The following is a 25215-nucleotide window of genomic DNA, read 5'->3' as shown; positions in this document are numbered from 1 at the left end:
CGAGCACGGACCCGTCCCCGACGGGCGTCCGGAGAGCGGAGGGCGGCAGTCAGGAGTTCACCGACTCCATGTACGAGGTGACGATCATCTGTCCCTTCCGCGTGAGCGCGGCCCCGGTGTCCCCGTCGACGACGAGGCTCTCGTCGCGGAGCGTTTCGAGGACCATCTCCGTCTGGGTGACGTCGCCGGTGACCACGTCGGCGATGTTCGCCTCGCCGCCGGCGGAGTAGATCGACACGAGGATCTCCAACTGTTCCTCCGTCGGGTCGAACGCCTCGACGTCCTCCATCACCTCGTCGTACTCCAGCTTGATGTACCGGCCGAGCACGTTCAAGATCCGTTTGTCCGGGACGGTCGCGATCGAGGTCACGGTCTGGGTCTCGGGGACGTGGCGGAACACGAGCGCGGGGCGCTTGGTGCCGGCGAGCGTGCGGTTGGTCCGCTCGTAGTCGATGACGCTGGAGAGCTCGACCGTGAACGGGTCGGGGCAATCGGCGAAGCCGATCGCCCCCGGGGAGAGGCTGATCGACGCGGTGTGGTCGGACGCGTCCGTGACGCGCCCGCCCAGTTTCGCAGGGTGGCGGACCGTGACCGTCACGCCCCGCAACAGGGCCTTGAACAGCAGTCGGGTGAACCGCTCCATGTCGTCCGGCTCGCCCTCGACGAGGGCCGTGCGCCTGTCCCCGTCCCGCTCGTAGGCGAGGGTGACGCTGTCACTGAAAAACGACTGGAGGTCGCCGGGGACGGTGCCGACGACGACGTCGAACACCTTCGAGAGGGGGACGGTTGTCTTCGCGTCGTCCGTGGCGAGCACGAGCCGGCGCTGGCTCAGGAGGACGCGGCCCGACACGGGATCGTCGCGACCCAGATCGGAGGTGTGGACGCGGCCGACGAAGTCGGCGACGACGGACTCTTCCATCGGACCCTGCTTGCGGCCCTCCGGTATTTACTGTTACTCCTGACGTATCAGTCGTGATAACACACCGATAGGTACGAAACGAACGTGTTCGGAGTTCGTGGGTGTTCGATCGTCCGAGAAAAACGCGGAACAGCAAAGCCTAATGAGGTGGGCATCAAACCGCCGGGTGATGCCCACAGTAGAATACCTCAACTACGAAGTGCTCGACGACCACGGCTGGTCGATGGACGACGACGACCTCTTCGAGGAGGCGGCCGGCGCCGACCTCGACGACGAGGACTACGGCACCCTCGAAGTGAATCAGGGCGAATACATCCTCGAATCCGCCGAGGCTCAGGGCTACGACTGGCCCTTCTCGTGCCGCGCCGGCGCCTGCGCGAACTGCGCCTCCATCGTCAAGGAGGGCGACATCGAGATGGACATGCAGCAGATCCTCTCCGACGAGGAGGTCGAAGAGAAGAACGTTCGCCTGACCTGCATCGGCAGCCCGGCGACCGACGAGGTCAAGATCGTCTACAACGCGAAACACCTCGACTACCTGCAGAACCGCGTCATCTAACGTTCGGACACATCGGCCACGCCGCGGTCGTCCCGCGACGACGGTGTTCGATGTGGGTCACCCCCATCGTTCTCACCGTTTTTCACTACTCTCCGTGCCCCCAGCGACGGCTCCCTACCAGGCCGACCACGCCGTCAGACTCTCGTCGCGGGCGTACACCCGCTTGCAGTCCTTGGCGTACGCGAAGTCGCCCTCGTGGTCCAGCTTCTCGTGGCGGTACTCGGGGGCGTCCTCGCGGATCTGGACGCCCTCGACGGTGAACTCCTCCTCGCCGAAGACCTCGGTCTCGCCGACGGTGAACTCGTAGTCGCCGGGGACGTTCACCTGCAGCGAGCGCGTCTGATCCGCGTTCCCATCCTTCGGGTGCAGCGTCACCGGGACGGAGACGTTGTCGACCGCCCGGGTCCACAGCGTCTCGACGGCCTCGATGTCGGCCTCCTCGACGCGCTGTTCGGGGCCGACCTCGATACCGGTCACCCGGACCTGCATCAGCGCGTCGGGGGAGTCGACGACGAACTCCTCGCCCGTGGCGACGTAGGTGTCCGCGGGCACGTCCATCTCGGTCGAGAACGACTCGCCGTCCTGCGAGACGATGACGGTCAGCCCGACAGTCTCCTCCTCGGGGATCTCGGCTTTGTGCGTGTGGTCGCACTCGGTACAGCGGACGGTCGCCTGCCCGCCGGGGCGCAACACTTCGTGGACGGTCTCCTCGCCCGACGAACACGACGGGCAGACGAGACCGACTCGGTCTCCTGTTTCGGTCATTACGGCGTCGTATCCGCCGCTCGCGTAAATATCCGCCCCTGTGGCCGCGGTGCGTCACACGCTCGCGTGGGGCTCGGGGTCGCCGTCATCGCTTCCGGGCCAGCGAGTAAGGAAACTGGTTTACCGGTGTCTGGGGTACGGACGCCCATGATCGTACCCGGATCCAGCTCACAGCTGCTCGCGGCCGCGCTCGCCGAGGAGACGGGCCGGCCGCTGGCGACGCCGACCTACGACCGGTTCCCGGACGGGGAGGGGCTCGCGGCGGCGCCCGACTTCGCGGGCGACGAGGCGGTCGTCGTCGCCGCGACCGACTCCGACGAGGCGTGGGTCGAACTGCTCCAGCTGCAGGACGCCGTCCGCGAGGCCGGCGCCGAACGCGTGACGACGGTGACCCCCTACATGGGGTACGCCCGCCAGGACGAGTCGTTCGGCGACGGCCAGCCCGTCTCGGCGCGGGCGATGGCGCGGGCGGTCTCCACGGGGACCGACCGGGTCGTCCTCGTGAACCCCCACGAATCGGGCGTCGCCGACTTCTACGACGTGCCCGCGGAGACGGTCGACGCCGCCGGCGTGCTCGCCGACCCCCTGCCGACCGACCTCGCCGACCCCCTGTTCCTCGCGCCCGACGAGGGCGCGGTCGGCATCGCGGAGACGGTCCGGGACGCGTACGGCGCGGGCGAGACCGACTACTTCGAGAAGCACCGCGACCGCGACACCGGCGAGGTCGAGGTGTCGCCCTCGGACGCCGCCGTCGCGGGCCGGGACGTGGTCGTCGTCGACGATATCGTCGCCACCGGGTCGACGATGAGCGAGTCCGTCGCCGTGTTGAACGACCGCGGCGCGGCGCGGGTGCTCGCGGCCTGCGTCCACCCCATGCTCGCGGCCAACGCCGTGACGAAGCTCCGCGGCGCCGGCGTCGACCGCATCGTCGGCAGCGACACGCTCGAACGCGGCTGCAGCGTCGTCAGCGTCGCGCCCGTCCTCGCCGACGCGCTCGAATAGGTCCCCTTGGCTCTGCGGAAACGGTGATCGGTTTCAGTATCCGTGCTGAATACAACGCGTAGGTACAGTATCTCGTCTACTGAGCCTAGTTATCCCAATATTCTTGAATGTGAGACGGTCGATGACTCAAACCCTTCTTTGACCCATAGCAGGTACTATCTGCACCTCTCCAGTCGTTCGGAACAGAATGAATCGACGTGGTCTGCTCGCTGTCGTCGCCGTACTCGCGCTGGTTGGACTGGTAGGGACCGGTAGCGTCATCGCCTTCTCCGGTACCGGGCCAGCGGGGGTCGATGGCCTTCTCGGCGATACGAGCGATCCGCCGGCGTTACTGCACTTCGAATCGGCCGGGGCTCACTGTCCCGATAACTTCATGGCCAACAGTTCGACGTCGGTGGCTCCCGGGGCCGAGAACACGGAGATCACGCACTCTCGAAACGTCTCCCTGCCAGGGCCCTCGTATGCGATCGGAGGCCCGACGTTCGAACGGATGAACGAGTCCACGTACGTCCTCAACGTCCCGATAGAGGAGACGGAGAAAGCACCTCGGTCGTGTCCGGGGGTTGCCCGCTATAACGGGACAATGCGGATCCCCGCGGGCGAAGACCCGTGGAATCTACTCATCAAACACGACGGCGAGAGGGTCACAACGCTACACGGCGACTCGAATCGTTCCCTCCTCGGCGGATCGACGAGTGTGAGTGGAAGCGCTTCGGCCACGGACCCCTCGACCAACTCCACGACTTCATCAGAGTAGCCAACACCGGTCGACGTCGAATCGAGGTTCGCCATACCGGTTGGTGCTCAGTACAGGCTCTGTATCCGTCAGGTCGTTCCTCTCGGTTCCGGAGGGGTTCGACCGAGCCGCTACTCGATCTCTCGAATCACCCGCGCCGGATTTCCGCCGACCACGACACGGTCCGGCACGTCCTTCGTAACGACCGCGCCCGAGGCGATCACCGCGCCGTCGCCGACGGTCACGCCCGGATTGAGCACGGCGCGGCCCCCGATCCAGACGTCGTCGCCGACCGTCACGGGCTCGGCGCGCTCGCGGCCCGTCGCGCGCTCTTCCGGGTCGATCGGGTGGGTCGGCGTGTAGACGTGGACGCCCGGCCCGAGCAGGCATCGGTCGCCGAACGACACCGGGTTGGTGTCGAGGAACACGCAGCCGTAGTTCGCGAAGAAGCCGTCGCCGACCGCGACGTTGTAGCCGTAGTCGCACCGGAACGGCGGCTCGACGTCCGGGTCGTCGCCGACCGCGCCGAACAGCTCCCGCAGGAGTGCCTCGCGGCGCTCCCCCTCCGCTTCGGTCGTCGCGCTGTACCGCCGAGCGAGGTCCTGGGCGCGCTCCCGGTCGGCGACCAGCTCGGGTGCGCTCGGGTCGTAGAACTCCCCGGCGAGCATCCGCTCCGTCTCGGTGGGCATACCGGACCCAACGCGCCCCGCCGGATAGCGGTTTCCGTCGGACACGACCCACCGTCCTCTATATCGCCGTCACCCACGCCCGGTAGTCGCCGTCGAGTTCGTACACCTCGCGGAACGCGCGCTCGACGAACCCCGCCACGCGGTTCGCGTCCGACCGGGCGGTGACGACGGCGTTCGTCCCCTCGGCCTCCTCCGGGCTCACCAGCTCGTCGATCCGGAACTCCGGGAACTCGCCGAGCAGCCCTTTCAGCCGGTCCAGTTCGCCGTCGGTGCAGTCCAAGATGAGCTCCGTGCCCGCGAGCTGGATCCACGGCGGCACCTCGCCGCCCTCGGTGACGTCGCTGTCGGGGTCGACGTCGACGGTCATCACCTCGCTCGACCGGGCGCGGTGGGCGGTCGCCGCGTCGGCGAACAGCTTCAGCCGCTCCTCCTCGGTCGCGGCGTCGAATCTGGTCATACCCGCACGTCCGCGCCGCCGGGTCTTAAAAATCCTACTCCCGCTCCGTCTCCGTCAGCACGTCCTCGGCGATCGACAGGGTCCGCTCCGCCTCGCGCACCCGGTCGTCGATCACGCCGCGCTCCAGCAGGTCGAGTTCGGGGTCGTCGAGCGCGTGGCGCACCGCGGCCGCGCGGCGGAGCCGCTCGTACTCCTCGTCGCGCGCGAGCTCGCGGACCGACCGGAGCGTCGCCACCGTCTCGTCGTCGGCGACCCGCGAGACGAGGGGGATCAGCTCGTCGATCTCGTAGGCCAGCTCGTCGCCCTCCGCCGGCGGCCAGTCGAGCGTCAGCGGCTCTGCGTCGAGCCGCTCGACGTAGGTGCGGTGGACCGCGACCGCGGTCCGGAGGGCGCCGGGGTCGTCGACGTAGTGCTCCAGCTTCGAGTTCGAGTAGTCGGCGTACTCCAACAGCGTCGGCAGAGGCTCCTCGCCCGCCTCGTACTCGTCGACGTACTCGCGCAGGTCGGTCGGCGGCACGTCGGCGTCGACGAACGGCGTGCCGTCGGCACGGTCGAGGAAGGCGAACACCTCTCGGGCCGACGCCGACGTGTAGAACTCCTCGAACGCCTCGCGGACCGCGTCGTTGTACGACTCGATCGGCTCCCGGAGCCGGCTCACGTCGGCGTCGAGGTCGGCGTCGGCCATGTCGGCGACCTCACGCAGGTCGTCGAGCCGGGCGTCGAGCGCCTTCTTCGCCTCCCGCGCCTCCTTGCGCGCGGCCCGGTAGTCGTCGAGGGCCTCGTCGCGGTCGGCGAGCAGGTCGACGTACTCGCTCGCGGGCTCCAGCGCCTCGCGGGCGGCGGCGAAGTCGGACTCGGAGAGCCGGCGCTTGTCGACCGCCTCGTCCGCGGCGGCGAACGCGTCGGCCGCGAGCTGGTCGTCCTCGATGTCGACCGCCTCCCCGAACTCCCCTCGGAACTGGACGTACGACCCGAAGTCACCGGTGCCGACGGCGTCCTCCTCGTACCGGTCGAGCACGCGGTGCGCCCGGCGGTACGCGTCGGCGGCGGCCTCGATCCGCTCCCGTCCGAGGTCGGCGATCCGCGCCTCGATTCGGGCGAGCTCGTCGTAGCGCTCGCGCAGCGTCGCGGCCGCCTCGCTCGCCTCGCGGACCGGGTCGGCGCCGTCCGCGTCGGCCGTCGCTCCCGCGCCGCTCATTCAGTACACCTCGTCCGGGTCGAACACGCGCTCGCCGACGTGCTCGCCCTCGATCGTCCGGTGGAAACACGAGCGGTGGCCGGTGTGACACGCTCCGACGTTCTGGTCGACGAGGTACAGCAGGGTGTCGGCGTCGCAGTCGACCCGCACCTCGCGGACCTCTTGGGTGTGTCCGGAGGAGCCGCCCTTGTGCCACAGCTCGTCGCGCGACCGCGAGTAGTAGTGGGCCTCGCCCGTCTCGCGGGTCCGTTCGAGCGCCTCCGGCGAGACGTACGCGAGCATCAGCACCTCCCCCGAGTCGGCGTCCTGTGCGATCGCCGGGACGAGCCCGTCCTCGCCGAAGTCGACCTCGATCGCCTCCTCTCCCGCGTCGGCGTCGGTCATGTCTCGCCGGACGCGTGGGGCTCGAATAGGCCTTTTGTCTGTCCCCACCCTCACTCCCGGCGCAACACCAGCGCGTCGCCGTCGGCGTACGCGTCGGCGCGCCGGTCGACGACCTCGAACCCCAGCCCCTCGTACAGCGACAGCGCGGCGTCGTTGTCGGGATGCGCCTGCAGCGTCACGGGACCGGCCGCGTCCCCGACGACGGCCGAGAGCAGCCCGCGAGCGCGACCCTCCCGGCGATAGTCGGGGTCGACGGCGAGCTCGGCGACGTGGACGCCGGGGCGGTTCGGCGCGTCGACCGGGAGCAGGTAGCCGACCGCCCGCCCGTCGGCGACGCTGACGAGCGCCGAGCCGACCGCGAGCCCGTACTCCAGCAGGTCCGGGTTCGGCTGTCGGAGGTGGTCCTGGAGCGCCCGGATCCGGTCGGCGTCGGCCGGGCGGGCGGCGCGGACCCTGGGGTCGGGGGCGGGACGGTCGTCGCCGTGACGGTCGGCGACGTCGCCCCGATCCCCGGACGACTCCCCCGTCATCTCACGCCCCCACCCCGAGCGCGACGGAGGCGGCGACCGCGACGATCGCCCCCGACAGCGTCGCGAGGAAGTTCACCGCCTGATTGCCGATCCGCTCGCCCTCGATCAGCGCGCCGAGGATGCTGTCGACGGTCATCCCCGCGACGCCCGCGAGGGCGACGATCCCCCCGCCGACGACCGGACCGTCGATCGGCATCCCGAACGCCGCGAGGCCGGCGACGAGGAGCGCGCCCGCGACCCCGGCCAGTTCGCCCTGCCACGTCACCGCGCCGTCGGTGCCCGGCTCGACGCGTTGCAGGGTGGTCACCAGCCGGGGATCGTCGAAGAGCCCCCCGATCTCCGAGGAGAGGGTGTCCGCCATCGCGGTCGCGGTCGCCCCCGCGAACGCGAAGCCGAAGAGCGCGCCCGGCACGCCGACGCGGGCGGTCGCGGCGTAGCCGACGACGGCGACGAGCGCGACCGCGGAGTTCGCCAGCACGTTCCCGGTGCCGCGCGCGCCCTCGTTCTCCTGTGCGACGCCCCGGTCCGCCTTCTCGTCGAACCGGTACTTCGAGGCCAGCCCGCCGATCGCGTAAAACGAGATGAGCGTGGCGAACCAGCCGACGCCGCCGACGACGACGGCCAGCAGCGCGGACAGGACTCCGGTCAGCATACCAGGGACGGAGGCCGTGCCGAGCGCGAACGAGGCGTAGCCGAGCGCGCCGGTCACCGCCAGCCCGAAGGCGACGAGGGGGGCGGTGACCGTCGGATCCAGCGCGACGAACCCCCAGACGGCGAACGCGACGAGGATGACCGTGATGTGCGCATCTCGGTCGAACACGAGCGACCTGACGAGCGCCGCGGTGAGCGCCGCCACGGACGCGAGGAAGACGAGTCCGGGAAGCCCGGCCACGAGGCCGGACCCGTCGGTCTGGAGCAGCACGCCGACCTGTCCGGCGAGGGCGCCGAGCGTGCCGCCGGCGACGTACCCAGCCACGAGGGAGAACTCGTCGTCGGAGCGTCCGGCGACGATAGCTCGGCCGAGGCGGCCACAGCCCACCGCGAGCGTCGCCGCGGCGAACGCCTCGTACGGGAGCGGGGCGCGGGGGAGGGAGGCGAACAGCGCGAGGCCGGCGGCCGCGAGCGCGAACGCGACGAAGCCGTAGAGGCGTTCCTCCTCGCGATCGCCGGGCAGAGCGAGCGTCTCGAACCACTCGCCGTCGCGGACCCCGAAGAAGGCGAGGCCGGCGACGGCGAGGAACGGCACGGCGGCGGCGTCGCCGAGGGCCGGAGCGAGGACGGCGACCGCGGCCACCGCGGCGAAGACACTCGCCCGTCGAAGCCTCCGTATCACACACTCGGATACCCGCGACGCGCACTTAACGGTCCCGACAGCGCCCCGTCTCCGTCGCCGGACGCTCACCGTGCGGTCGCGCGGTCACGCGGCCGCCCGGCGTCTCAGTAGCGGTACTCGTTGAACTGTACCGCGTGTCCCTCGATCACACGAACGGACTCCTCCGGGTCCTCCTCGTCGTCGCCCGTCCCGCCCTCGTGTGTGGTACGATCTCGCATGTGACGACGAAAGCGGGTCTCCGATATAACTGTTACCCACGTGGCGAAAGTGGTTGGCGACGCGGTCAGCGCCACGGAGCGTCGTCGACGAGTCGGTGTCGACGCGGGCCGATCGCAGTGACGCGTCCGCCCTCAACCGATGACGCGGTCGACATCGCCGAGGTCGTCAAGCACGTAGTCCGGGGTGACGCTCGCGTCCGCGACGGCGGCCTCGTCGGTGACGCCGGACAGCACGAGCGCGGTCGTCATCCCGGCGCGCTCGCCGAGCGCGATGTCGGTGTCGAGCCGGTCCCCGACGACGAGACACTCATCGGGGGGGTACGGCAGCCGCTCGCGGACCATCTCGATCGCCGTGTCCGAGGGCTTCCCCAGGACCGCGTCCGGATCGCGCTCGGCGACGCCCGCGATCGCGTTGATCACGGCCCCGGACCCCGGCACGTCGCGCTCTGGGGCCGGAATGACCACGTCGGGATCGGTGCCGATGAAGGGGATGTCGCGGTCGAGCGCCCACAGCGCCGTACAGAGGTCGTCGTAGTCGAACCCCCGGTCGATCGAGGCGATCAGCGCCTCCGCGGCGTCGACGTCGTCGGTGGTCGCGAGCCCGGCCGCCTCGAACTGGTCGAGCAGCCCCGGATCGCCGATACACAGCAGCGCGTCGTCCGCGTGGCGCTCGCGCAGGTACCGCGTCGTCACCGTCCCGGCCGTGAACACCTGGTCCGCGTCGATCTCGTAGCCCGCCGCGCCGAGGCGGTCGACATACGCCGGCGGGGCCTTCGTCGGGTTGTTCGAGACGAACAGCGTCTCGGTCCCGGCCTCGCGGAGCCGGCGGTAGCCCGCCGGCGCGCCGGGGATCGGATCGTCGCCTCGCACGACCGTGCCGTCCACGTCGAGGACGGCGCCGCTGAACTCCATGGGAGCGCTCGGGGCGCCACGGCCGTAGGGGTTGCGCCGCTCCGGAATCCGCTCGGTGACTCACACCACTCGTTTCACATCCGGTACCGGTTCCACCTTCGGGATAACGGAAGCGTAAAGCGGGGTCGTTCCCAATCCACGGTCACTGTGACGACGACTCAGGTGACGCTGGTCCAGATCGACAACTACGGGCCGTGGACTGTGACGCCGGAGCCCCGCCGGGAGATGGACCTCCAGGCGCTTCAGTCGCGGCTCTTCGCCGATATCGCCCAGTTCATGGGTCCGCGAGACGCCTACGTCTTCTCCACTCGCTACGACAACATGATCGCCGTGACGAACGGCCTCGACGGCGCGGCCCACGCGGCGCTGCAGGAGTCGATCGGGAACCGCTACCCCGTGAGCGTCAGCCTCGGAACCGGGGTCGCCGAGCGACCGATCGACGCCCTAGCGGCCGCGAACCGCCTGCTTCAGACCGAGGGGAGCGCGCAAGACGAGGATCGGACCGAGGTGCTCGCCGGCGACTACCTCACCGAGACCGACCCGTCTGACCTCCAGATCGCTCACTTCGACGTGGTGAACGTGACCGGGAAGTACACCGACCGCCTCAACGAGTTCGACACGTTCCTGAACGTCGAACGCGCCTACGGCTCGCTGACGCGGTACCTCCGCGAGACCCACGGCGCCCTCTCCTTCTTCGTCGGCGGCGACAACGTCGTCGCCGTCTGTCCGGACCTTCCCGAGCGGGCGTTCGCCGACGCGGTCGCGCACGTGGCCGACGACGTCGACATCGAACTTCAGGTCGGCGTCGGTCGCGGGGCCTCCGCCCACGAGGCGGGCTTCGCGGCCAAACACGCGCTCGAAGCCTGCCGCGACGGCGGGACGAGCGTTGAGCTCTCCGGCGCGCCGGTCCTCGGCGACTGATCGCCGGGACTGCGGCGGTCGCCGCCTCCGCTCCTCCTCCCCTCTCGATCCGATTAGGCGTTATCGAGTATGATAATTTGGCTGTGATGTTTTTATATCCCCGGTCGAAACAGTTTATCAACATGTCCGATGAGATAGTGTTCGTCTGCACGGCGGACGGCTGCGACGAGGGGCCGTGGGAAGGGTCTCACGACGCGATGGCCCACTGCGCCGAACACCCGGAACACGGATACACCGGGCGGCCGCGGAGCGAGGTCAACGAGGTCATTCCCGCGACGGCGACGCGAAAGCGCGACAACCGGAACCTCCAGCACAAGGGCCACCCGAAGGGCGCTCTCGCGCAGGACGACTGACCGCGCCCGCGAACGCACCGCCCGCGGGATCCGCGCTCTCGGCTGGGACCGGTTCCCGGCGATCGGCGTCTCGCGGCGCGGAGACGACTGACAACTCTTCTGCGCCCTCACCGCTTTCGAGTCTTGCCCTCGCGGTGCTCTCCGTGCTCCCGTCCTCTCTGTCAGGCCCCGTCCTCTCTGTCAGGTCCCGTCAGGCCTCGTCGAAGAGCCCGAGGTCCTCCGCGACGAGGTCCGCGAGCCGGTCTTTCAGCGCGGGGTCGACCTCCGCGACCTCCTCGCCGCCGTGTTTCCCGTCGTTGTGTTTGGCGAGCGTGTCCGCCACGTCGGACAGCGGGACGCTGGTCTCCGTCTCGCACTCGGTACACACAATCGGGACGGACGGTTCGTCGGTGGACATACGTCGGGTAGTCGCGGGTAGCCCGTATAGACTTTCGGGACGGGAGCGGCTAGGGGCCCGTTCCGGGCGGGGCGGATTCCGTCTCGGGCGATCCCCTCCGTCAGTCCGCGCCCGACCCCTCCGCATCGCTCGCGTCCGATCCGTCACCGTCCGCGGCGGCGTCGGTCGCTTCGCTGCCCCCTCCGCCGTCGGTCGACGCCGCGTAGAACTCCTCGGGCGTGGCGTCGATCCGCTCGAACTCGCCGAAGTCGCGCTCGTGGTGGCGGATCGTCTGCTCGACGATCCACGCGCTGTATCGCTCGGAGTACTCCCAGTCGCCCCCGTCGTCGTCGACCTCGAACCGGCCGTCGGTGGCGAGCGCCGAGTACAGGTGGTAGAAGCCGAGCACCACGTCGCCGAAGTCCTCCGCCTCGGCGCCGATCTCGCGGCGCTTCTCGGCGAGCTCCTCGCGGCCCGCGTCGGTGAGCGCGAAGTACTTGCGGTCGGGCTCGTCCTCGCGCTCGACGCGCTCGGCGACGCCCTCCTCCTCGAACGTGTGGAGGATCGGGTAGACGGAGCCGTACGAGGGCTCCCAGTGGCCGCCGCTGATATCGGTGATCTCGCCCAGCAGCTCGTATCCGTACCGAGGCCGCTCGTCGAGCAGCTCCAACACGAGATACGAGATCAGTCCTTTCGGCGACCCGCTTTTCCGCATCGTCCCCACGTTTCTGGGTCGTCGTGAAAGGGTTTCCGTCGCGGCGATCGCCGGGTCGAACGGCGGTCGAACGGCGGTCGAACGGCGGTCGGACTGCGCTCGAACTGCGCTCCGAACTGCGCGTGCGTCAGGTGCGCGAACCCCTCCGAGACGCGTCGTCCGCCTCGGCCGAGAGCGTCCTGACGGTCTCGTGAACGCCGATGACGAGCGCCGGCACGACGATCATGAAGAGGTGCTCCTCGATCGGGATCCCGAACAGGTCGTATCCGGTGCGCATCGCGATCTCGAAGACGCCGACCTCCAGCGTGTACCAGTCCCAGAGGTACGCGATCGGGTACAGGGCGACGACCGTCCGGGCGGCCTGACGGAGCGCGCCGGCGTAGCGAAGCAGGCCGAACGCGAGCGCGCCGAAGACGAACTCGGTGGCGAGGTACGTGTACGGCCCGAGAACGGTGATGTCCGGAAGCACGGCGCCGGACAGCGGTCGGAACCAGACGGCCACGAGCAACAGGGCGAGGAAGACGTAGGCGCCGCGGATCAAAAGCATCGTCGCGATCGTCGGGTCGGCCCGCCTCGCGACCAGCGCTACCGAGCCGAACGCGAGCGCCGCGGCCGGCGCCGACGGGGGGAACAGCCCGACGACCGTCCCCCAGAGAACGCCGACCAGCCCGGTCATCAGGAGGGCGAACGCCAGCGTGCGGGCCCGCGGTCGGCCGAGCAGCACCGAGACGGTCCGCTTGTCGATCGACCTGTCGTACGCGTAGTCCTGCTCGTCGTCGATGATCTTCACCCCGGCCAGCGTCACGAGGAAGACGAGCGCGAATCCGAGTGTCGTCGCGGTCATCTCGGTCGTCTGGACGTAGAACCCGCCGAGCAGCGCGAGCGCGATACCGGTCGGGTAGCCCAGCGTCGTGGTGAACGGGTTCGTGTCGAGCTGCGGCGCGTGGAGGTACCCGACGAACCAGGTCGGAAGGGTGACGAGCGCGGCGCCCGGGCCGACGAGCGCGCCGAGCGCGAGCGTACAGGCGGCGAAGCCGACGCCGGCGGCGAGGAGGCAGAGGCGACAGCCGCGGACCGTCATCGGGTGGTCGTCGTCCTCGCCGCGCCGGTGGAAGTCGACGTAGCCGTCCTTCACGTGCGCCGTGTACACCGCGAAGAAGATCGCGGTCATGTGGATCGCGCCTGCCGAGAGCGCGAACTCGCCGGCGACGGCCGCGCCGAACCACGAGGCCGCGAGCGGCGGCAGCATGAACACCGGATGGACCTGCGAGAGCAGCGCCCGCAGGTCCGCCCGTAGCCCGTGTTCGTGCCGAGAGATTGCCATACGTTACCAACGCACTAACCACGATTAATCCTGTTGGGGGGTTCACAGGTGCGGCGTCCCGACTCGTCGACGGGGTTCGGTCCGGGATACGCGACGACGACGACTCGCAAACCCCTAAGTCCCGGCGACCCAAGCCGGCGTATGGTCGAGGCACCACAGACCGAGGAGGGCTGGTTCGCGCTGCACGACTTCCGGTCCGTCGACTGGGACGCGTGGCGCGACGCCCCCGAGCGAGAGCGGGAACGGGCGATCGAGGAGGGGAGGGACTTCCTGAGACACCGGGAGCTGGTCGCCGACGCCGACGAGGGCGACTCCGGGCTGTTCTCCGTGCTCGGGCACAAGGCCGACCTGCTGTTCGTCCACTTCCGTCCCTCGCTCGACGACCTGTCGTCGATCGAGCGCCGGTTCGAGGACACCGCGCTCGCGAAGTTCACGGAGCGGACGACCTCCTACGTCTCCGTCACCGAGGTCTCCGGCTACGTCTCCGACGAGTACTTCGAGGACCCCGAGTCGGTCGATACGGGTCTCAAACGCTACATCGAGGGGAAGCTCACGCCGGAGATCCCGGACGACGAGTACGTCTGCTTCTACCCGATGAGCAAGCGCCGCGGCGAGGAGTACAACTGGTACGACCTCTCCTTCGAGGACCGCGCCGACCTCATGGCCGACCACGGCGAGGTCGGCAAGGAGTACGCCGGCAAGATCAAGCAGGTGATCGCCTCTTCGGTCGGCTTCGACAGCCACGAGTGGGGGGTCACGCTGTTCGGATCGGACCCGACCGACATCAAGGACATCGTCTACGAGATGCGCTTCGACCCCGCCTCCTCGCGGTACGGCGAGTTCGGCGAGTTCTACATCGGTCGCCGGTTCCCGCCCGCGGACCTGGGCGCGTACCTCGCGGGGGAGACGGTGCCCACGGGCGACGCCGAGGGCGGAAGCGGCCACGCTCACGACGGGGACGGTCACCACGGCGAAGGGGACCACGGCCACGGTGAGGGCCACGAGCACGCCGGTTCCGGCGGCGGTCCCGCGCACGGCGACCACCCCCACGGAGAAGGGGAGGCGAGCGGCGAGGGCGACCACCCGCACGCGGGCGGCGAGGGCGGACACGGCGGCGATCACGACGAGGGATCGGCGAGCGGCGATGGCGACGCCGCCTCCGACGCGGACATTCGCGGCGAGCTGGCCGACCTGAACATCTACGCGGGCAAGCCGAGCGGCGAGGACGTGTACGCGACCGTGCTCTACAGCGAGGCCGACGTGGACGAGCTGTTCGACGAGGTCGAGGGGCTCCGCGGCAACTTCGACCACTACGGCACCCACGTGAAGACGGCGGTGTACGAGGGGCGCGTCACCGACCGCGCCGCGGTCGTCTCCATCTGGGACACGGCCTCCGCCGCCGAGACCGCGGCCGGCTTCCTCTCCGAGCTCCCGGAGGTCGTCGCCCGCGCCGGCGAGGAGTCCGGCTTCGGCACGATGGGGATGTTCTACACCGTCAAGCCCGAGCATCAGGAGGACTTCACCGACACGTTCGACGACGTGGGCGAGATCCTCGCGGAGATGGACGGCCACGTCGAGACCGACCTGATGATGAACGTCGAGGACGAAAACGACATGTTCATCGCGAGCCAGTGGCACGCGAAGGAGGACGCGATGGCGTTCTTCGGCTCCGAGGAGTTCCGCGAGACGGTCCAGTGGGGCCGCGAGGTGCTGGCCGACCGGCCGCGGCACGTCTTCCTCGCCTGATTTCCGGGCGGGCCGCCCCCGTCGCCGACCGCCTGTTTTTAACTATCGGCTGGTCGAACGGGTGGACATGTTCGACACGATCGTGGTCGCGACCGACGGCTCCGACAGCGTCCGCCGGGCCGTCGACGTCGCGGTCGACGTCGCCGCGCGGTTCGACGCGGAGGTCCACGCCGTCTACGTCGTCGACAGCGGCGAGGTCGAGTCCACGCCGGACGAGGTCCGCGACGACCTCCGCGACGCGCTGGACGATCACGGGGAGGACGCGCTCGATCAGGTGACCGACGCCGCGACCGCGCGCGACGCGGGACTCGACATCACGACCGAGGTGCGGGAGGGCCGTCCGGCCCCCGAGATCGCCGGGTACGCGCGGGAGGTCGACGCCGACGTGGTCGCGATGGGGACGCGCGGGCGACACGGCGAGAACCGGTTCCTCATCGGCTCGGTGGCCGAGCGCGTCGTCCGGACCTGCCCGATCCCCGTGCTCACGGTCCGCCAGCTCACCGACGAGGACCCGCGGCGGACGACGGTCTGAGGGCTCCGGCGGCGCGGTTCGCCTCCGATCGGCCGCGGGCCCCGCCCCAGAACGGCGGAGTTTTCCCGCTCCCGCCCGGCGCGACGGTATGGACGACGAACTCATCGACGAGGGGGACATCCCCCGCTCGCGGTACACGCGGCTGCCCGGCAAGGGCTTCTTCTACCCGGACTCGCTGGACGAGGAGCGCGCGGAGCGACGCGCGGAGGAAGCGATCGAGGGTAGCGAGGCGGTCGTCATCGCCGACGGCGACGCCGACGGGCTCGCCTGCGCGGCGATGATCCGGGAGGCGTACGACGCCGCGCTCGACGCCGCGGACTTCGAGGCGGCCATCGCGGCGCGGCTCGACGACGAGTCGGACGGTGAATCAGAGGACGGAGCCGAGGCGGACGAGAGCGAGGCGGACGAGAGCGAGACCGACGAGAGCGAGGCCGACGACCCCACCGAGGACGCCCACGCGCGGTCGCCGGTCGGGCTGGTCGCCGCCGGGCCGTACTCCATCGACACGTCGCTCGAACGCGTGCTCGCGTATGCCGACGACGACGTGGACCTGTTCGTCTGCGACCTGTGTCCCGACGACTACGAGTGGATCGCGGAGCCGCTGGAGGCGCTCGCGGAGTCGACCGCTTCGATCCGGTGGTTCGACCACCACCAGTGGGACGAATCGACCGCCGCGGCGGTTCGCGACCTCGGCGTCGACCTCGTGGTCGGCGAGTCGGACGAAGAGTGCACCGCCGACGTGGCGCTCCGCTCGCTCGACCACGACTTCGACGACCGGTGGGCCGAGCTGGCGGCCGTGACCCGCGACCACGACCTCTGGATCAAGGAGGACCCGCGCTCCGACGACCTGGCCGACTACTCCTACTGGGCCGGCGGCGAGGAGTACGCGGCGATCGTGGGCGCGTACGGCGCCGACCTCCCCGAGACGGTCCGGGCGTTCGTCGCCGAGCGACGCGTCGAGAAGGAGGCCCGGATCGGCGCCGCCGTCGACCGCGCGGTCACCCACGAGGTCGGCGAGTGGACCGTCGCGGTGACGTACGGGCGGTGCTCGCAGAACGAGGTCGCCGAGGCGCTCCGAGAGGAGGGGTCGGACGCCGCGGTGATCGTCAAGCCCGCCGGCTCCGCGTCGATCCGCGGATCTGAGGACTTCCGGCACGCCCACGAGGTCGCCGGGAAGGTGAACGGGGGCGGCCACCCGCAGGCGGCCGGCTGCAAGCCCGACATCTACGACGACATGCTCGACTACGCGCAACACTGGACGACCGAGGGGCAGGCCTGCAAGCGGGTCATCCTCGCGGCGTTCGAGGCGGTCGCGGAGGAAGTCGCGGCGGGGGAGGAGGACGCCGGCGGCGACGGCGACGAGGGAGGCGAGTAGACGGTCGCCCGCGAGCGAACCGCCGACTCCAGCACCGAACCGCGAACTTTCATACCGACCGGCGCCCCTCCTTCTACGCATGACCGACATCCTCGTGGCGGGAGAGACGCTCGTCGACCTGCTTCCCGGGGCCGGCGAGACGCTGCGCGACGTGGACGGCTTCACGCACCGCCCGGGCGGCGCCCCGGCCAACGTCGCGGTCGGGCTCTCGCGGCTCGGCGCGCCGCCGGCGTTCTGGACCCGGCTCGGCGACGACCCCTTCGGCGACTTCCTCCGAGAGACGCTCGACGAGGAGGGCGTCCCGGACGCCCTCTCCCGGCGCGTCGGCGGCAACACCACCCTCGCGGTGGTCTCGCCCCCCGGCGTCGACGGTCGACGGTTCCGCTTTTACGGCTCCCGAGACGTGACGTTCGGGTTCGATCCCGACGCGGTCCCGACCGACGCGCTGGCGTCCGCCTCGTGGGTCCACGTCGGGGGCGTCGCCCTGACGCACCCGAGGGGCCGGACGGCGATGCGCGAGGTGGCGGCCGTGGCCGACGAGCGCGGCTGCACGGTCTCGTTCGACGTGAACTACCGTCCGGACCTGGTCCCCGAGGGGGATCGCGACGCGGTGGTCGAGGCGATTCGCGACATCCTCGGGGACACCGACGTGGCGTTCGCCAGCGACGAGGACGTGGCGGCGACCGGCATCTCGTCGCGCGAGGGCGAGGATCTGGCCCGCGATCTGCTTGATTTCGGGCCCCACACGGCGGTCGTCACCCTCGGCTCCGAAGGTGCGGTCGCGGCGAGCATGGACGCGGCGCCGTGGGGCGAGACGACCGCGCGCCACGGGGGATTCCGGGTCGAGGCGGTCGACGCGACCGGTGCGGGAGACGCGTTCACCTCCGGGCTGATACGCCGGTTGGCCGCGCGGACGGACGGAACCACTCCCTCCACGGCGGCCGAGACCGACCTCGCCGACGCGCTCGCGTTCGCCAACGCGACGGCCGCGCTCTCGGTGCGAGACCGCGGGGGGATGACGGCGCTCCCCGACCGCGAGGCCGTCGAGGCGTTCCTCGCTGAGCGGGCGTAGCGGTCGGCGGGGAACCGGTCGGCGAGCCGCCGACCGATCGGAGCCGCGCGCTTTATCTCCCGCCCGCCGCACGCGTCAGTATGGAGCGCTCCGAGTACGTGCGACGACTCGACGACCGGCTCGACACGGCCGCGTACGCCGACGTCGACGCCAGCGCGAACGGGTTACAGGTGGGGTCAGACCGAGGGGAGATCGAGCGCGTCGCCTTCGCGGTCGACGCAGCGGACGCGACGATCGAGGCCGCGGCCGACGCGGGCGCCGACGCCCTCGTCGTCCACCACGGGATCTCGTGGGGCGGGATCGACCGCGTCACGGGACGGACCTACGACCGGGTCGCGGCGCTCGCGGCACACGACATCTCCTTATACGTCTCGCACCTCCCGCTCGACGGCCACCCCGACCTCGGCAACGCCGCCGGCGTCGCGGCGGAACTCGACCTCGACGACCGGGAGCCGTTCGGCGAGATCGGGCCGGTCACGATCGGGACGATCGGCGAGACGGACGCGCCGCGGTCGGCCGCGTCGGTCCGCGAGACGCTCGACGCGTTCGAGGGCCAGCCGGGGGGCGAGGGTGAGGAATCGCCGACGCAGGTCATCGACTTCGGCCCCGACGAGATCGAACGGGTCGCGGTCGTCACCGGCTCCGGGACCGACTGGCTCGACGAGGCGGTCGAGGCGGGCGCCGACGCCTTGGTCACGGGCGAGGGGAAGGGGCAGGTGTACCACGACGCGCGCGAGGCCGGGGTCACCGTCTTCCTGGCCGGCCACTACGCGACCGAGACGTTCGGCGTTCGGTCGCTGCAGGCGCTGACCGAGGAGTGGGGCGTGGAGACGACGTACGTGAGTCACCCGACGGGGCTGTAGGGCGGCGGTCGGGCTTTCCGGGTCGCCCCCGAACGCAACCCTTACCGCCCGCGTCCCCGCACTCCGGGTATGCGCGATCACTTCGAGATCCGGGACCACGACGCCGCCGGGCGGATCGGCCGGCTGGAGGTCCCCCGCGCCGGGGTGACCGTCGAGACGCCGGCGCTCCTGCCGGTCGTCAACCCCAACGTCCTCACGATCGAGCCGCGGCGGCTCGCCGAGGAGTTCGGCGCGGAGATGCTGATCACCAACTCCTACATCATCCGGAGCACCGACCGGATCCGCGGCCGCGTCCTCGATCAGGGGCTCCACGAGTTCCTCGGGTTCGACGGCGCGATCATGACCGACTCCGGCTCCTTCCAGCTGGCCGAGTACGGCGACATCGACGTGACCACCGAGGAGATCATCGAGTTCCAGCGCGAGATCGGTAGCGACGTGGCCACCCCGGTCGACGTGCCCACGCCGCCCGACGTCGACCGCGAGCGCGCCGAGCGCGAACTGGCGACCACGAAGACGGCCCTCGCGGACGCCGAGGCCGCGGAGACGGGCGAGATGCTCGTCAACGCCCCCGTGCAGGGGTCGACGTTCCCGGACCTGCGCGAGGAGGCGGGCCGCCACGCGAGCGCGACCGGTCTGGACGTGTTCCCCGTCGGCGCGATGGTCCCGCTGCTGAACTCCTACCGCTACGCCGAGGTCGTCGAGGCGGTGCGGGCGGCCAAGCGCGGGCTCGACCCCGACGCGCCGGTCCACCTGTTCGGCGCCGGCCACCCGATGATGCTCGCGCTGGCGGTCGCCGCGGGCTGCGACCTGTTCGACTCCGCGGCCTACGCGCTGATGGCGCGCGACGGTCGCTATCTGACGGTCTCGGGGACCGAACACCTCGAGGACATGGAGTACTTCCCCTGCTCGTGTCCCGTCTGCGCCGATCACACGCCCGCGGAACTCCGCGAGCTGGACGGGAGCGGCGAGGACGACACCGACGGGACGGACCGGTCCGCGGAGGAGCTCCTCGCCGAGCACAACCTCCACGTCACGTTCGAGGAGCTGCGGCGCGTGAAGGCCGCGATCCGGTCCGGGAACCTCCTCCAGCTCGTCGACCGCCGCGCCCGCGGCCACCCCGCGATGCTCGACGGGCTCCGGACCCTCCTCGACCACGCCGACGAGCTGGAGCGGACGGACCCGGTCTCGAAGGACGCGTTCTTCTACACCTCCCACGAGTCGGCCCGCCGTCCCGAGGTCCGGCGCCACCACGACCGGCTCTCGCGGCTCGCGGTCCCCGACCGGCTCCTCCTCACCGAGTCGGACGCTCCCTCGAACCACGACTACGACGCGGTGTGGCGGGTGAAACCCCCGTTCGGCCCGTTCCCGCGCGCACTCTCCGAGACGTACCCGCTCACCGCGGAGGTCCCCGAGCGGGTCGACGGCGCGGCGCAGGTCGCGGCCGCCGAGGGCGTCGCGAGCCTCGCCGAGTCCAACCCCGACGCCGAACTCACCCTCGGTCACGACGACTGGGTGCCGCGCGCGCTCGACGCGGTGCCGGACGGTGTCGAGACGGAGAACCTCCGACACCTCGGTCGCTGAGGTCGGGAGCCGCTCCGAGACCTCCCCCGATCGCGCCCGCCTCGCGGTCAGCGCTCGGCCGCGCCCATCCGCTCGCTGTAGTCCCACGAGTGGAGCCGCTCCGGCTCGATCCGCACCCGGACCTCCTCGCGCTCCGGCCGGAGGAGCCGATCTCCGGTGGGGTTGTCGACGCCGCCGAGGTACCGCTCCAACAGGTCGCGGAGCAACTCCTTGTCCGGGTCTGGCGTCACCGCCGCGCGCCCCCGTCCTCTGACGCCCTTGTACGGCGGATCGTTCGTCGACACCTCGAAGGAGACGCGGTCGTCGTGCGCGAGGAAGTCGGCGAGGTCGGCGCTCGCGCTCGTCGCGCAGTTGACTGCGCCGTCCCACGAGAACCACAGCGAGACGATCCACGGGGCGTCGCTCGGGGTGCGACAGCCGACGCGGACCGGAATCTTCGCTCCGTCGAGGAACTCGTCGACGCGCTCGCGGTCCCACGGGCCGGTTATGTCCATAGGCGTCGTCAGAGCGCCGTGACCCTAACGGTTCGGCCGAGAACGGTCGCGGCGCATCATCCCCCTCTACGCCGCCGGGATCCCCATCGTCACCGTCGTGCCGGTCTCGTCGTCGCTCGCGCCCGCGTCGTCGGCGCGCGTCGTCTCGATCGACAGCCACCCGTCGAACGCGTCGGCGGTCGCCCGGACGATCCAGAGCCCGAGTCCGCTCGCGTGCTCCAACTGCGTCTCCGGGTCTCGCCCGGTGATCACGCGGCTCTCCGCCTCGTGGATCCCGGGCCCGTCGTCGGCGACGGTGATCTCCACGTCGCCGTCGACCTCGCGGGCCGACAGCTCGACCGCGTCCGCGCCGTGGTCGGGCGCGTTCGTCGCGAGCTCCTCGACCGCGGTCGCGAGCCGGTCGTCGGCCAGCGCGGCGCAGGATTCCACGTCGACCGAGACGGTCTCGGCGCCGGCGTCGCGGGCGGCCTCTGCGGCGTCCTCGATCAGCGGCTCGACGGGCACCGGCTCGCGCTCGTCGGGGCGGCGCTCGAAGGCCGACTGCAAGCGCTTCGCGTCCTCCGCGAGCCCGCCGATCACCGCGGCGCTCTTCGCCACCGCCTCGGCAGAGTCGCGGAGCTCAGGGTCGTCGACGCCCTCGGCGATGAGCGACGCGTGGCCGCCGAGCACCGTCGTCTCGTTCCGGAGGTTGTGTCGGATCATCCGGTTCAGCACGGAGACGCGGCGCTGCTCCTTGGCGAGCTGTTGGGCGCGGACCCGCCGGGCGTCGTAGACGCCGATGATCACGTGCGCGACCGCGCCGATCGCGAGCACCTTCGCGACGGTGAACGTGGGCGCGATCATCGGCGTGCCGAGCTGCGCCTGATACCGGATGATCCCGAGCATGATCCCGCCGAGCACGACGATCCCGAAGAGGCTCCAGACGGCGATCCGGACCGCGTTGCGCGTCGTGAACGTACTCCGGTATAAGAGCCCGCCGACGACCACCAGCGCGACCGAGAGCACGGTCCCCAGCACCGAGAGGACGATCCCGATCGGGGGTTCGCCGCCCGAGATCAGCGGGGTCACGTTCGGAATCAGCAGCGCGAACCCGGAAAGCGAGACGAACAGCGCGGCGGCCCCACGGGCGACTCCCCCATCCGGCTCCTCGGAGACGTGATCCGGGTCGACGACCCCGAGCGCCACCAGCAGCTCCCGCAGTCGCCCCTCTCCGGCGTCCCGCGTGTCGTACCGTCCTGTCATCCAGTCCGGAGACGCTCGGGTCGGATAAAACGATTCGCACGCGAGTATCGACGGTGAATATCGGAGAACGCGAATCGGGGCCTCTCCCCCTCCGGGGTCGCCCGCGGCCGCGGAACACAAGAGAATTGACCGTCCCCGAGCGAGGGGAGGTATGACCGACTACTTCGAGGTCCACGAGCGCGACGGCGCCGCCCGACTCGGGGAGCTCCGGCTCGCCGACTCGGTGACGACGCCGGCGCTCGCGGACCCGTTTCTCACGGACGCGGGCAGCCTCTGGGCCGGGGACCGACGGATCCCCGACGGCGACGAGGCGTCGCTCACCGTCCTGCCGCACCGCGCGTTCCCCGCGGGCACCCGCGAGGAGGTCCGCGAGTCGTTCGCGGTCGATCACCCCGACGTCGACTACCCCGCCGCCGCGGTCGTCGACAGCGAGAGCGCCCGCGACGTGGGTGCCGACGCGTACGTCCTCGCCGACGCGTCCGGGTTCGTCGGCCACGGCGAGGCGTTCCGCGACGCCATCGTCGCCGCGAAGGAATCCCTGCCGGCCGACACCGCCCTCACGCTGTCGGGCGTCGCCACGCCCCGGAACGTCGCGCTCCTCGCGTACGCCGGCGTCGACCTCGTGGACGCGACGCTCGCGCGGACGAAGGGGACGCAGGGGATGTACTGCACCGCCGACGCCGAGCACTTCCTGGAGGACCTCGACGAGCTGCCGTGCGCCTGTCCGGCCTGCGCGACGCCTCGCGAGGAGTTCACGCGCGCCGACTGCGCCGAGCACAACGTCAACGCCCTCCGCGCCGAGCTCCGCCGCGTACGCGAGCGGATCCGGGCGGGTCGCCTGCGGGACTACATCGAGGGGCAGACACGCCACGAACAGTGGCTCACGGCCGCGTTCCGCGAGTTCGACGACCAGTGGGGGTACCTGGAGGAGCGGACGCCGCTCATGCGCGACGCCGAGGTGACCGCTGCGACCGCGGAGACGCTCGACCGCGTCGAGATCCGGCGGTTCGCCGACCGCGTGACGAGTCGGTATCGGAACCGCTTTTCCGACCAACCGCTCGTGTTGGTGCCCTGCTCGGCGACCAAGCCATACAGCGACTCCCAGAGCCACCGGCAGTTCCACGACGCGATCCAGTGGCGCGGCCACACCGTCTCGATGACCTCGCCGATCGGCGTGGTGCCCCAGGAGCTGGAGACGACCTACCCCGCCCAGCACTACGACGCGGTCGTCACCGGCGACTGGAGCGAAGACGAGACCCAGTTCGTCGCCGAGGTGCTGCGGCGGTACCTGGAGCGGAACGACTACTCCCGGGTCGTCGCGCACGTCCCCGACCACGGCTACCGCGAGATCTGCGAGCGCGTCGAGGCGGACCCCGCGATCGATATTCCGTTCGAGTACACCTGCGTCGGCCACCCGACGAGCGACGAGTCGCTCGGGGAGCTGAACGCGGCCCTCCAGGGTGAACCCGCCTACAGCAAGCGGGAGCGCGAGCACAACACGGTCCGGGCGCTCGCCGACTACCTGCTCGGCGACGGCGCCGGCGACGACCTGTTCGGCGGGCCGGGCGAGGCCGACATCCGGACCACCGGGCGCTACCCCAAGCTCCAGGTGTGGGGCGACGACCCCGACGCCGGGCGCGAGGGCGAGCCGGGCGAACAGCTCGCGACGATGGTGCCGCAGTACGGCACTCTCTCCTTTACCCTGGCCGGCGCGCGCCGCTGGGCCGAGAGCGACGCCCCGACCAAGCGGGTCGAGATCGACCCGTTCGTCCCGCACGGCTCCGTCCTCGCACCGGGCGTCGTCGACGCGGACGACGATATCCGCGTCGGCGACGAGGTCGTCATCGAGGGGCCGAGGGCGTTCGCCGTGGGGCGCGCCGAGATGTCCGGCCCGGAGATGGTCGAGTCGACGCGCGGCGTCGCCAGCGAGGTCCGACACGTCGACGAGAAGTGAACCGATCGCCGTCGCCGGCCCCCAACCTAATCGATTAGGGAGTGCGACTATCCGGACGGAGCCACACGGTGTTACCGTCAGAGGCACACAGCTGACACTCGTCCGTTCCGGCCCTCTCCGACACCGCGACGCCGCTTTTACCCGACCGCTGCCGCGTCCGGATTGGGCGTTCCCCCCGCTCCGTGTGAGGGGAAGAGTAAAATCGGGCGCATGGAATTGTTACCACATGGCGTCCCAGACTCACTCACGGACGGAAGAGCGGGTGACGTACGTCGAATTCTCCCTCTCGAGCCCCACTCACCCGTTCGTCGCGGTGTCCGCGCTGGAAGGCGGGGAGACGCAGCTGCGAGAGTTCGTTCCCCGGGGCGGGGGAAGCTACGCCGAGTTCTTCTCGATCAGCGACGTCGAACCCGAGACCGTCCTCTCGCTCGCCCGCGACCATCCGTCGGCCGACGGGACCCTCGTCGAACGGTTCGAGGACGGGGGGTTGTTCGAGTTCGTCGTGGACGACCACTGCCCGGCGGTCTTTCTCGGTGAAGCGGGCGCGCTCCCCCGCACCGTCGAAGCGAGCGGCGGGAGCGGCACCATCGGCGCAGAGGTACCGCCGTCCGAGGACGCCGGGACGATAGTCGATCGGTTCCTCGACGCCTACTCGGACGCCGAACTGACGCGCAAACGAGGGCAATCCTACAGGACGCCGATCTTCGGGCAGCGGTGTCTCCGGGCGGCCCTCGACGACGATCTGACCGATCGGCAGCGAGATATCATCGAAACGGCCCACGAGGCCGGGTACTACGACTGGCCGCGGGAAGTCACCGCCGAAGAGCTCGCCGAGCGGTTCGACATCTCCCCGCCGACGTTCCATCAGCACCTTCGGACCGCCGAACAGAAGCTCATCGCCATGACCCTCAGACGGACGTAACCGAGCGGGCTCAGGTGAGACGGGAGGGACACCGAATCAGTAG

General features: G+C 70.5%; 27 protein-coding genes. 13 read left to right on the top strand and 14 right to left on the bottom strand.

The genetic code is table 11. The features are described 5' to 3' along the window. Positions 1 to 49: 49 nt before the first annotated feature. Positions 50 to 919 carry a CheF family chemotaxis protein gene (locus C471_RS04445; RefSeq protein ID WP_004046850.1) on the bottom strand — a complete coding sequence of 290 codons (870 nt, stop codon included), beginning with the start codon at positions 917 to 919 and terminating at the stop codon, positions 50 to 52. A 169-nt stretch (positions 920 to 1088) separates the two neighbouring features. On the opposite strand from C471_RS04445, the gene fer reads away from it, so the two are divergent. After that, a complete protein-coding gene (gene fer / locus C471_RS04440; protein WP_004046849.1) occupies positions 1089 to 1478 on the top strand; it encodes a ferredoxin Fer in 390 nt (129 codons plus the stop codon). Positions 1479 to 1592: 114 nt separating this feature from the next. On the opposite strand, the gene C471_RS04435 is transcribed toward fer, so the two are convergent. Further along, a complete protein-coding gene (locus C471_RS04435) occupies positions 1593 to 2243 on the bottom strand; it encodes an HVO_0476 family zinc finger protein (protein WP_004046848.1) in 651 nt (216 codons plus the stop codon). A 147-nt stretch (positions 2244 to 2390) separates the two neighbouring features. Here C471_RS04435 and prs point away from each other — a divergent pair, with 147 nt between their 5' ends. Continuing rightward, positions 2391 to 3245: a ribose-phosphate diphosphokinase gene (gene prs / locus C471_RS04430; RefSeq protein WP_004046847.1), complete on the top strand. Its 855-nt coding sequence runs from the start codon at positions 2391 to 2393 to the stop codon at positions 3243 to 3245. A 187-nt stretch (positions 3246 to 3432) separates the two neighbouring features. Further along, positions 3433 to 4002, top strand: a complete 570-nt coding sequence (locus C471_RS16190; protein WP_080505528.1) for a hypothetical protein — start codon at positions 3433 to 3435, stop codon at positions 4000 to 4002. A gap of 110 nt (positions 4003 to 4112) precedes the next feature. On the opposite strand, the gene C471_RS04425 is transcribed toward C471_RS16190, so the two are convergent. The 7 genes from C471_RS04425 to C471_RS04395 form a co-directional block, all read right to left on the bottom strand. After that, positions 4113 to 4670, bottom strand: coding sequence for a sugar O-acetyltransferase (locus C471_RS04425; protein WP_004046846.1), 558 nt, complete (start codon positions 4668 to 4670; stop codon positions 4113 to 4115). A gap of 58 nt (positions 4671 to 4728) precedes the next feature. After that, positions 4729 to 5127, bottom strand: coding sequence for a hypothetical protein (locus C471_RS04420; protein WP_004046845.1), 399 nt, complete (start codon positions 5125 to 5127; stop codon positions 4729 to 4731). Positions 5128 to 5161: 34 nt separating this feature from the next. After that, the gene (locus tag C471_RS04415) at positions 5162 to 6325 is read right to left on the bottom strand and encodes a DUF7118 family protein (protein ID WP_004046842.1); all 1164 of its coding nucleotides are present in this window, start codon (positions 6323 to 6325) and stop codon (positions 5162 to 5164) included. Beyond that, positions 6326 to 6709, bottom strand: a complete 384-nt coding sequence (gene hisI, locus C471_RS04410; protein ID WP_004046840.1) for a phosphoribosyl-AMP cyclohydrolase — start codon at positions 6707 to 6709, stop codon at positions 6326 to 6328. Positions 6710 to 6759: 50 nt separating this feature from the next. Further along, positions 6760 to 7239 (bottom strand): GNAT family N-acetyltransferase, encoded by a 480-nt coding sequence (locus tag C471_RS04405; protein ID WP_004046838.1) that lies wholly within the window; start codon positions 7237 to 7239, stop codon positions 6760 to 6762. Between the two features lies 1 nt (position 7240). After that, positions 7241 to 8572 (bottom strand): DUF92 domain-containing protein, encoded by a 1332-nt coding sequence (locus C471_RS04400; RefSeq protein WP_049908959.1) that lies wholly within the window; start codon positions 8570 to 8572, stop codon positions 7241 to 7243. A gap of 350 nt (positions 8573 to 8922) precedes the next feature. Continuing rightward, positions 8923 to 9702, bottom strand: coding sequence for an HAD-IIA family hydrolase (locus C471_RS04395; RefSeq protein ID WP_004046835.1), 780 nt, complete (start codon positions 9700 to 9702; stop codon positions 8923 to 8925). Between the two features lie 147 nt (positions 9703 to 9849). Here C471_RS04395 and C471_RS04390 point away from each other — a divergent pair, with 147 nt between their 5' ends. Together C471_RS04390 and C471_RS04385 are read left to right on the top strand one after the other, a co-directional pair. After that, positions 9850 to 10623: a GTP cyclohydrolase III gene (locus C471_RS04390; RefSeq protein ID WP_004046834.1), complete on the top strand. Its 774-nt coding sequence runs from the start codon at positions 9850 to 9852 to the stop codon at positions 10621 to 10623. A gap of 122 nt (positions 10624 to 10745) precedes the next feature. Further along, positions 10746 to 10976 carry a hypothetical protein gene (locus C471_RS04385; RefSeq protein ID WP_004046833.1) on the top strand — a complete coding sequence of 77 codons (231 nt, stop codon included), beginning with the start codon at positions 10746 to 10748 and terminating at the stop codon, positions 10974 to 10976. A 190-nt stretch (positions 10977 to 11166) separates the two neighbouring features. On the opposite strand, the gene C471_RS04380 is transcribed toward C471_RS04385, so the two are convergent. The 3 genes from C471_RS04380 to C471_RS04370 all read right to left on the bottom strand — a co-directional run bounded on the left by C471_RS04380 (position 11167) and on the right by C471_RS04370 (position 13391). After that, entirely contained in the window at positions 11167 to 11373 is a 207-nt protein-coding gene (locus tag C471_RS04380; protein WP_004046832.1) for a hypothetical protein, read from the bottom strand. Positions 11374 to 11473: 100 nt separating this feature from the next. Further along, positions 11474 to 12067 carry a PadR family transcriptional regulator gene (locus C471_RS04375; RefSeq protein WP_004046831.1) on the bottom strand — a complete coding sequence of 198 codons (594 nt, stop codon included), beginning with the start codon at positions 12065 to 12067 and terminating at the stop codon, positions 11474 to 11476. A gap of 127 nt (positions 12068 to 12194) precedes the next feature. After that, positions 12195 to 13391: a UbiA family prenyltransferase gene (locus tag C471_RS04370; RefSeq protein ID WP_004046830.1), complete on the bottom strand. Its 1197-nt coding sequence runs from the start codon at positions 13389 to 13391 to the stop codon at positions 12195 to 12197. 141 nt (positions 13392 to 13532) lie between these two features. Between C471_RS04370 and C471_RS04365 the strand changes: the two genes are divergently transcribed. From C471_RS04365 to tgtA, 6 genes are all read left to right on the top strand, one after another. Next, entirely contained in the window at positions 13533 to 15137 is a 1605-nt protein-coding gene (locus tag C471_RS04365; RefSeq protein ID WP_004046829.1) for a heme-binding protein, read from the top strand. A gap of 67 nt (positions 15138 to 15204) precedes the next feature. Beyond that, complete coding sequence (locus tag C471_RS04360; RefSeq protein WP_004046828.1) at positions 15205 to 15669, top strand: universal stress protein; 465 nt, start codon at positions 15205 to 15207, stop codon at positions 15667 to 15669. 88 nt (positions 15670 to 15757) lie between these two features. Continuing rightward, positions 15758 to 17044, top strand: coding sequence for a DHH family phosphoesterase (locus C471_RS04355; RefSeq protein ID WP_004046827.1), 1287 nt, complete (start codon positions 15758 to 15760; stop codon positions 17042 to 17044). Between the two features lie 79 nt (positions 17045 to 17123). Then, a complete protein-coding gene (locus C471_RS04350) occupies positions 17124 to 18116 on the top strand; it encodes a carbohydrate kinase family protein (RefSeq protein ID WP_004046826.1) in 993 nt (330 codons plus the stop codon). A gap of 80 nt (positions 18117 to 18196) precedes the next feature. Next, positions 18197 to 18979 carry a Nif3-like dinuclear metal center hexameric protein gene (locus tag C471_RS04345; protein WP_004046818.1) on the top strand — a complete coding sequence of 261 codons (783 nt, stop codon included), beginning with the start codon at positions 18197 to 18199 and terminating at the stop codon, positions 18977 to 18979. Positions 18980 to 19048: 69 nt separating this feature from the next. Next, positions 19049 to 20560 (top strand): tRNA guanosine(15) transglycosylase TgtA, encoded by a 1512-nt coding sequence (gene tgtA, locus C471_RS04340; protein WP_004046816.1) that lies wholly within the window; start codon positions 19049 to 19051, stop codon positions 20558 to 20560. A gap of 47 nt (positions 20561 to 20607) precedes the next feature. Here tgtA and C471_RS04335 read toward each other — a convergent pair whose 3' ends face one another. Together C471_RS04335 and C471_RS04330 are read right to left on the bottom strand one after the other, a co-directional pair. Further along, positions 20608 to 21054: a pyridoxamine 5'-phosphate oxidase family protein gene (locus C471_RS04335; protein WP_004046815.1), complete on the bottom strand. Its 447-nt coding sequence runs from the start codon at positions 21052 to 21054 to the stop codon at positions 20608 to 20610. A gap of 66 nt (positions 21055 to 21120) precedes the next feature. Continuing rightward, a complete protein-coding gene (locus C471_RS04330) occupies positions 21121 to 22296 on the bottom strand; it encodes a sensor histidine kinase (protein WP_004046814.1) in 1176 nt (391 codons plus the stop codon). 151 nt (positions 22297 to 22447) lie between these two features. On the opposite strand from C471_RS04330, the gene arcS reads away from it, so the two are divergent. Next, on the top strand, positions 22448 to 24250 hold the full coding sequence (gene arcS / locus C471_RS04325) for an archaeosine synthase subunit alpha (RefSeq protein WP_004046813.1): 1803 nt from the start codon (positions 22448 to 22450) through the stop codon (positions 24248 to 24250). A 226-nt stretch (positions 24251 to 24476) separates the two neighbouring features. Further along, complete coding sequence (locus C471_RS04320) at positions 24477 to 25172, top strand: helix-turn-helix domain-containing protein (RefSeq protein WP_004046812.1); 696 nt, start codon at positions 24477 to 24479, stop codon at positions 25170 to 25172. The last annotated feature ends 43 nt before the right edge of the window (positions 25173 to 25215 follow it).

This window comes from Halorubrum saccharovorum DSM 1137, assembly GCF_000337915.1.
In the GTDB taxonomy this organism is placed as follows: domain Archaea; phylum Halobacteriota; class Halobacteria; order Halobacteriales; family Haloferacaceae; genus Halorubrum; species Halorubrum saccharovorum.
Note: the sequence above shows the minus strand (reverse complement) of the source record. Positions and strands in the feature narration are given on the sequence as shown.

What these genes read in the sequence shown, in the direction of transcription:
- C471_RS04445 (WP_004046850.1), bottom strand. Translation starts at nt 919, where the DNA reads ATGGAAGAGTCCGTCGTCGCCGACTTCGTCGGCCGCGTCCACACCTCC.
- fer (WP_004046849.1), top strand. Translation starts at nt 1,089, where the DNA reads ATGCCCACAGTAGAATACCTCAACTACGAAGTGCTCGACGACCACGGC.
- C471_RS04435 (WP_004046848.1), bottom strand. Translation starts at nt 2,243, where the DNA reads ATGACCGAAACAGGAGACCGAGTCGGTCTCGTCTGCCCGTCGTGTTCG.
- prs (WP_004046847.1), top strand. Translation starts at nt 2,391, where the DNA reads ATGATCGTACCCGGATCCAGCTCACAGCTGCTCGCGGCCGCGCTCGCC.
- C471_RS16190 (WP_080505528.1), top strand. Translation starts at nt 3,433, where the DNA reads ATGAATCGACGTGGTCTGCTCGCTGTCGTCGCCGTACTCGCGCTGGTT.
- C471_RS04425 (WP_004046846.1), bottom strand. Translation starts at nt 4,670, where the DNA reads ATGCCCACCGAGACGGAGCGGATGCTCGCCGGGGAGTTCTACGACCCG.
- C471_RS04420 (WP_004046845.1), bottom strand. Translation starts at nt 5,127, where the DNA reads ATGACCAGATTCGACGCCGCGACCGAGGAGGAGCGGCTGAAGCTGTTC.
- C471_RS04415 (WP_004046842.1), bottom strand. Translation starts at nt 6,325, where the DNA reads ATGAGCGGCGCGGGAGCGACGGCCGACGCGGACGGCGCCGACCCGGTC.
- hisI (WP_004046840.1), bottom strand. Translation starts at nt 6,709, where the DNA reads ATGACCGACGCCGACGCGGGAGAGGAGGCGATCGAGGTCGACTTCGGC.
- C471_RS04405 (WP_004046838.1), bottom strand. Translation starts at nt 7,239, where the DNA reads ATGACGGGGGAGTCGTCCGGGGATCGGGGCGACGTCGCCGACCGTCAC.
- C471_RS04395 (WP_004046835.1), bottom strand. Translation starts at nt 9,702, where the DNA reads ATGGAGTTCAGCGGCGCCGTCCTCGACGTGGACGGCACGGTCGTGCGA.
- C471_RS04385 (WP_004046833.1), top strand. Translation starts at nt 10,746, where the DNA reads ATGTCCGATGAGATAGTGTTCGTCTGCACGGCGGACGGCTGCGACGAG.
- C471_RS04380 (WP_004046832.1), bottom strand. Translation starts at nt 11,373, where the DNA reads ATGTCCACCGACGAACCGTCCGTCCCGATTGTGTGTACCGAGTGCGAG.
- C471_RS04375 (WP_004046831.1), bottom strand. Translation starts at nt 12,067, where the DNA reads ATGCGGAAAAGCGGGTCGCCGAAAGGACTGATCTCGTATCTCGTGTTG.
- C471_RS04370 (WP_004046830.1), bottom strand. Translation starts at nt 13,391, where the DNA reads ATGGCAATCTCTCGGCACGAACACGGGCTACGGGCGGACCTGCGGGCG.
- C471_RS04365 (WP_004046829.1), top strand. Translation starts at nt 13,533, where the DNA reads ATGGTCGAGGCACCACAGACCGAGGAGGGCTGGTTCGCGCTGCACGAC.
- C471_RS04360 (WP_004046828.1), top strand. Translation starts at nt 15,205, where the DNA reads ATGTTCGACACGATCGTGGTCGCGACCGACGGCTCCGACAGCGTCCGC.
- C471_RS04355 (WP_004046827.1), top strand. Translation starts at nt 15,758, where the DNA reads ATGGACGACGAACTCATCGACGAGGGGGACATCCCCCGCTCGCGGTAC.
- C471_RS04350 (WP_004046826.1), top strand. Translation starts at nt 17,124, where the DNA reads ATGACCGACATCCTCGTGGCGGGAGAGACGCTCGTCGACCTGCTTCCC.
- C471_RS04345 (WP_004046818.1), top strand. Translation starts at nt 18,197, where the DNA reads ATGGAGCGCTCCGAGTACGTGCGACGACTCGACGACCGGCTCGACACG.
- tgtA (WP_004046816.1), top strand. Translation starts at nt 19,049, where the DNA reads ATGCGCGATCACTTCGAGATCCGGGACCACGACGCCGCCGGGCGGATC.
- C471_RS04335 (WP_004046815.1), bottom strand. Translation starts at nt 21,054, where the DNA reads ATGGACATAACCGGCCCGTGGGACCGCGAGCGCGTCGACGAGTTCCTC.
- C471_RS04330 (WP_004046814.1), bottom strand. Translation starts at nt 22,296, where the DNA reads ATGACAGGACGGTACGACACGCGGGACGCCGGAGAGGGGCGACTGCGG.
- arcS (WP_004046813.1), top strand. Translation starts at nt 22,448, where the DNA reads ATGACCGACTACTTCGAGGTCCACGAGCGCGACGGCGCCGCCCGACTC.
- C471_RS04320 (WP_004046812.1), top strand. Translation starts at nt 24,477, where the DNA reads ATGGCGTCCCAGACTCACTCACGGACGGAAGAGCGGGTGACGTACGTC.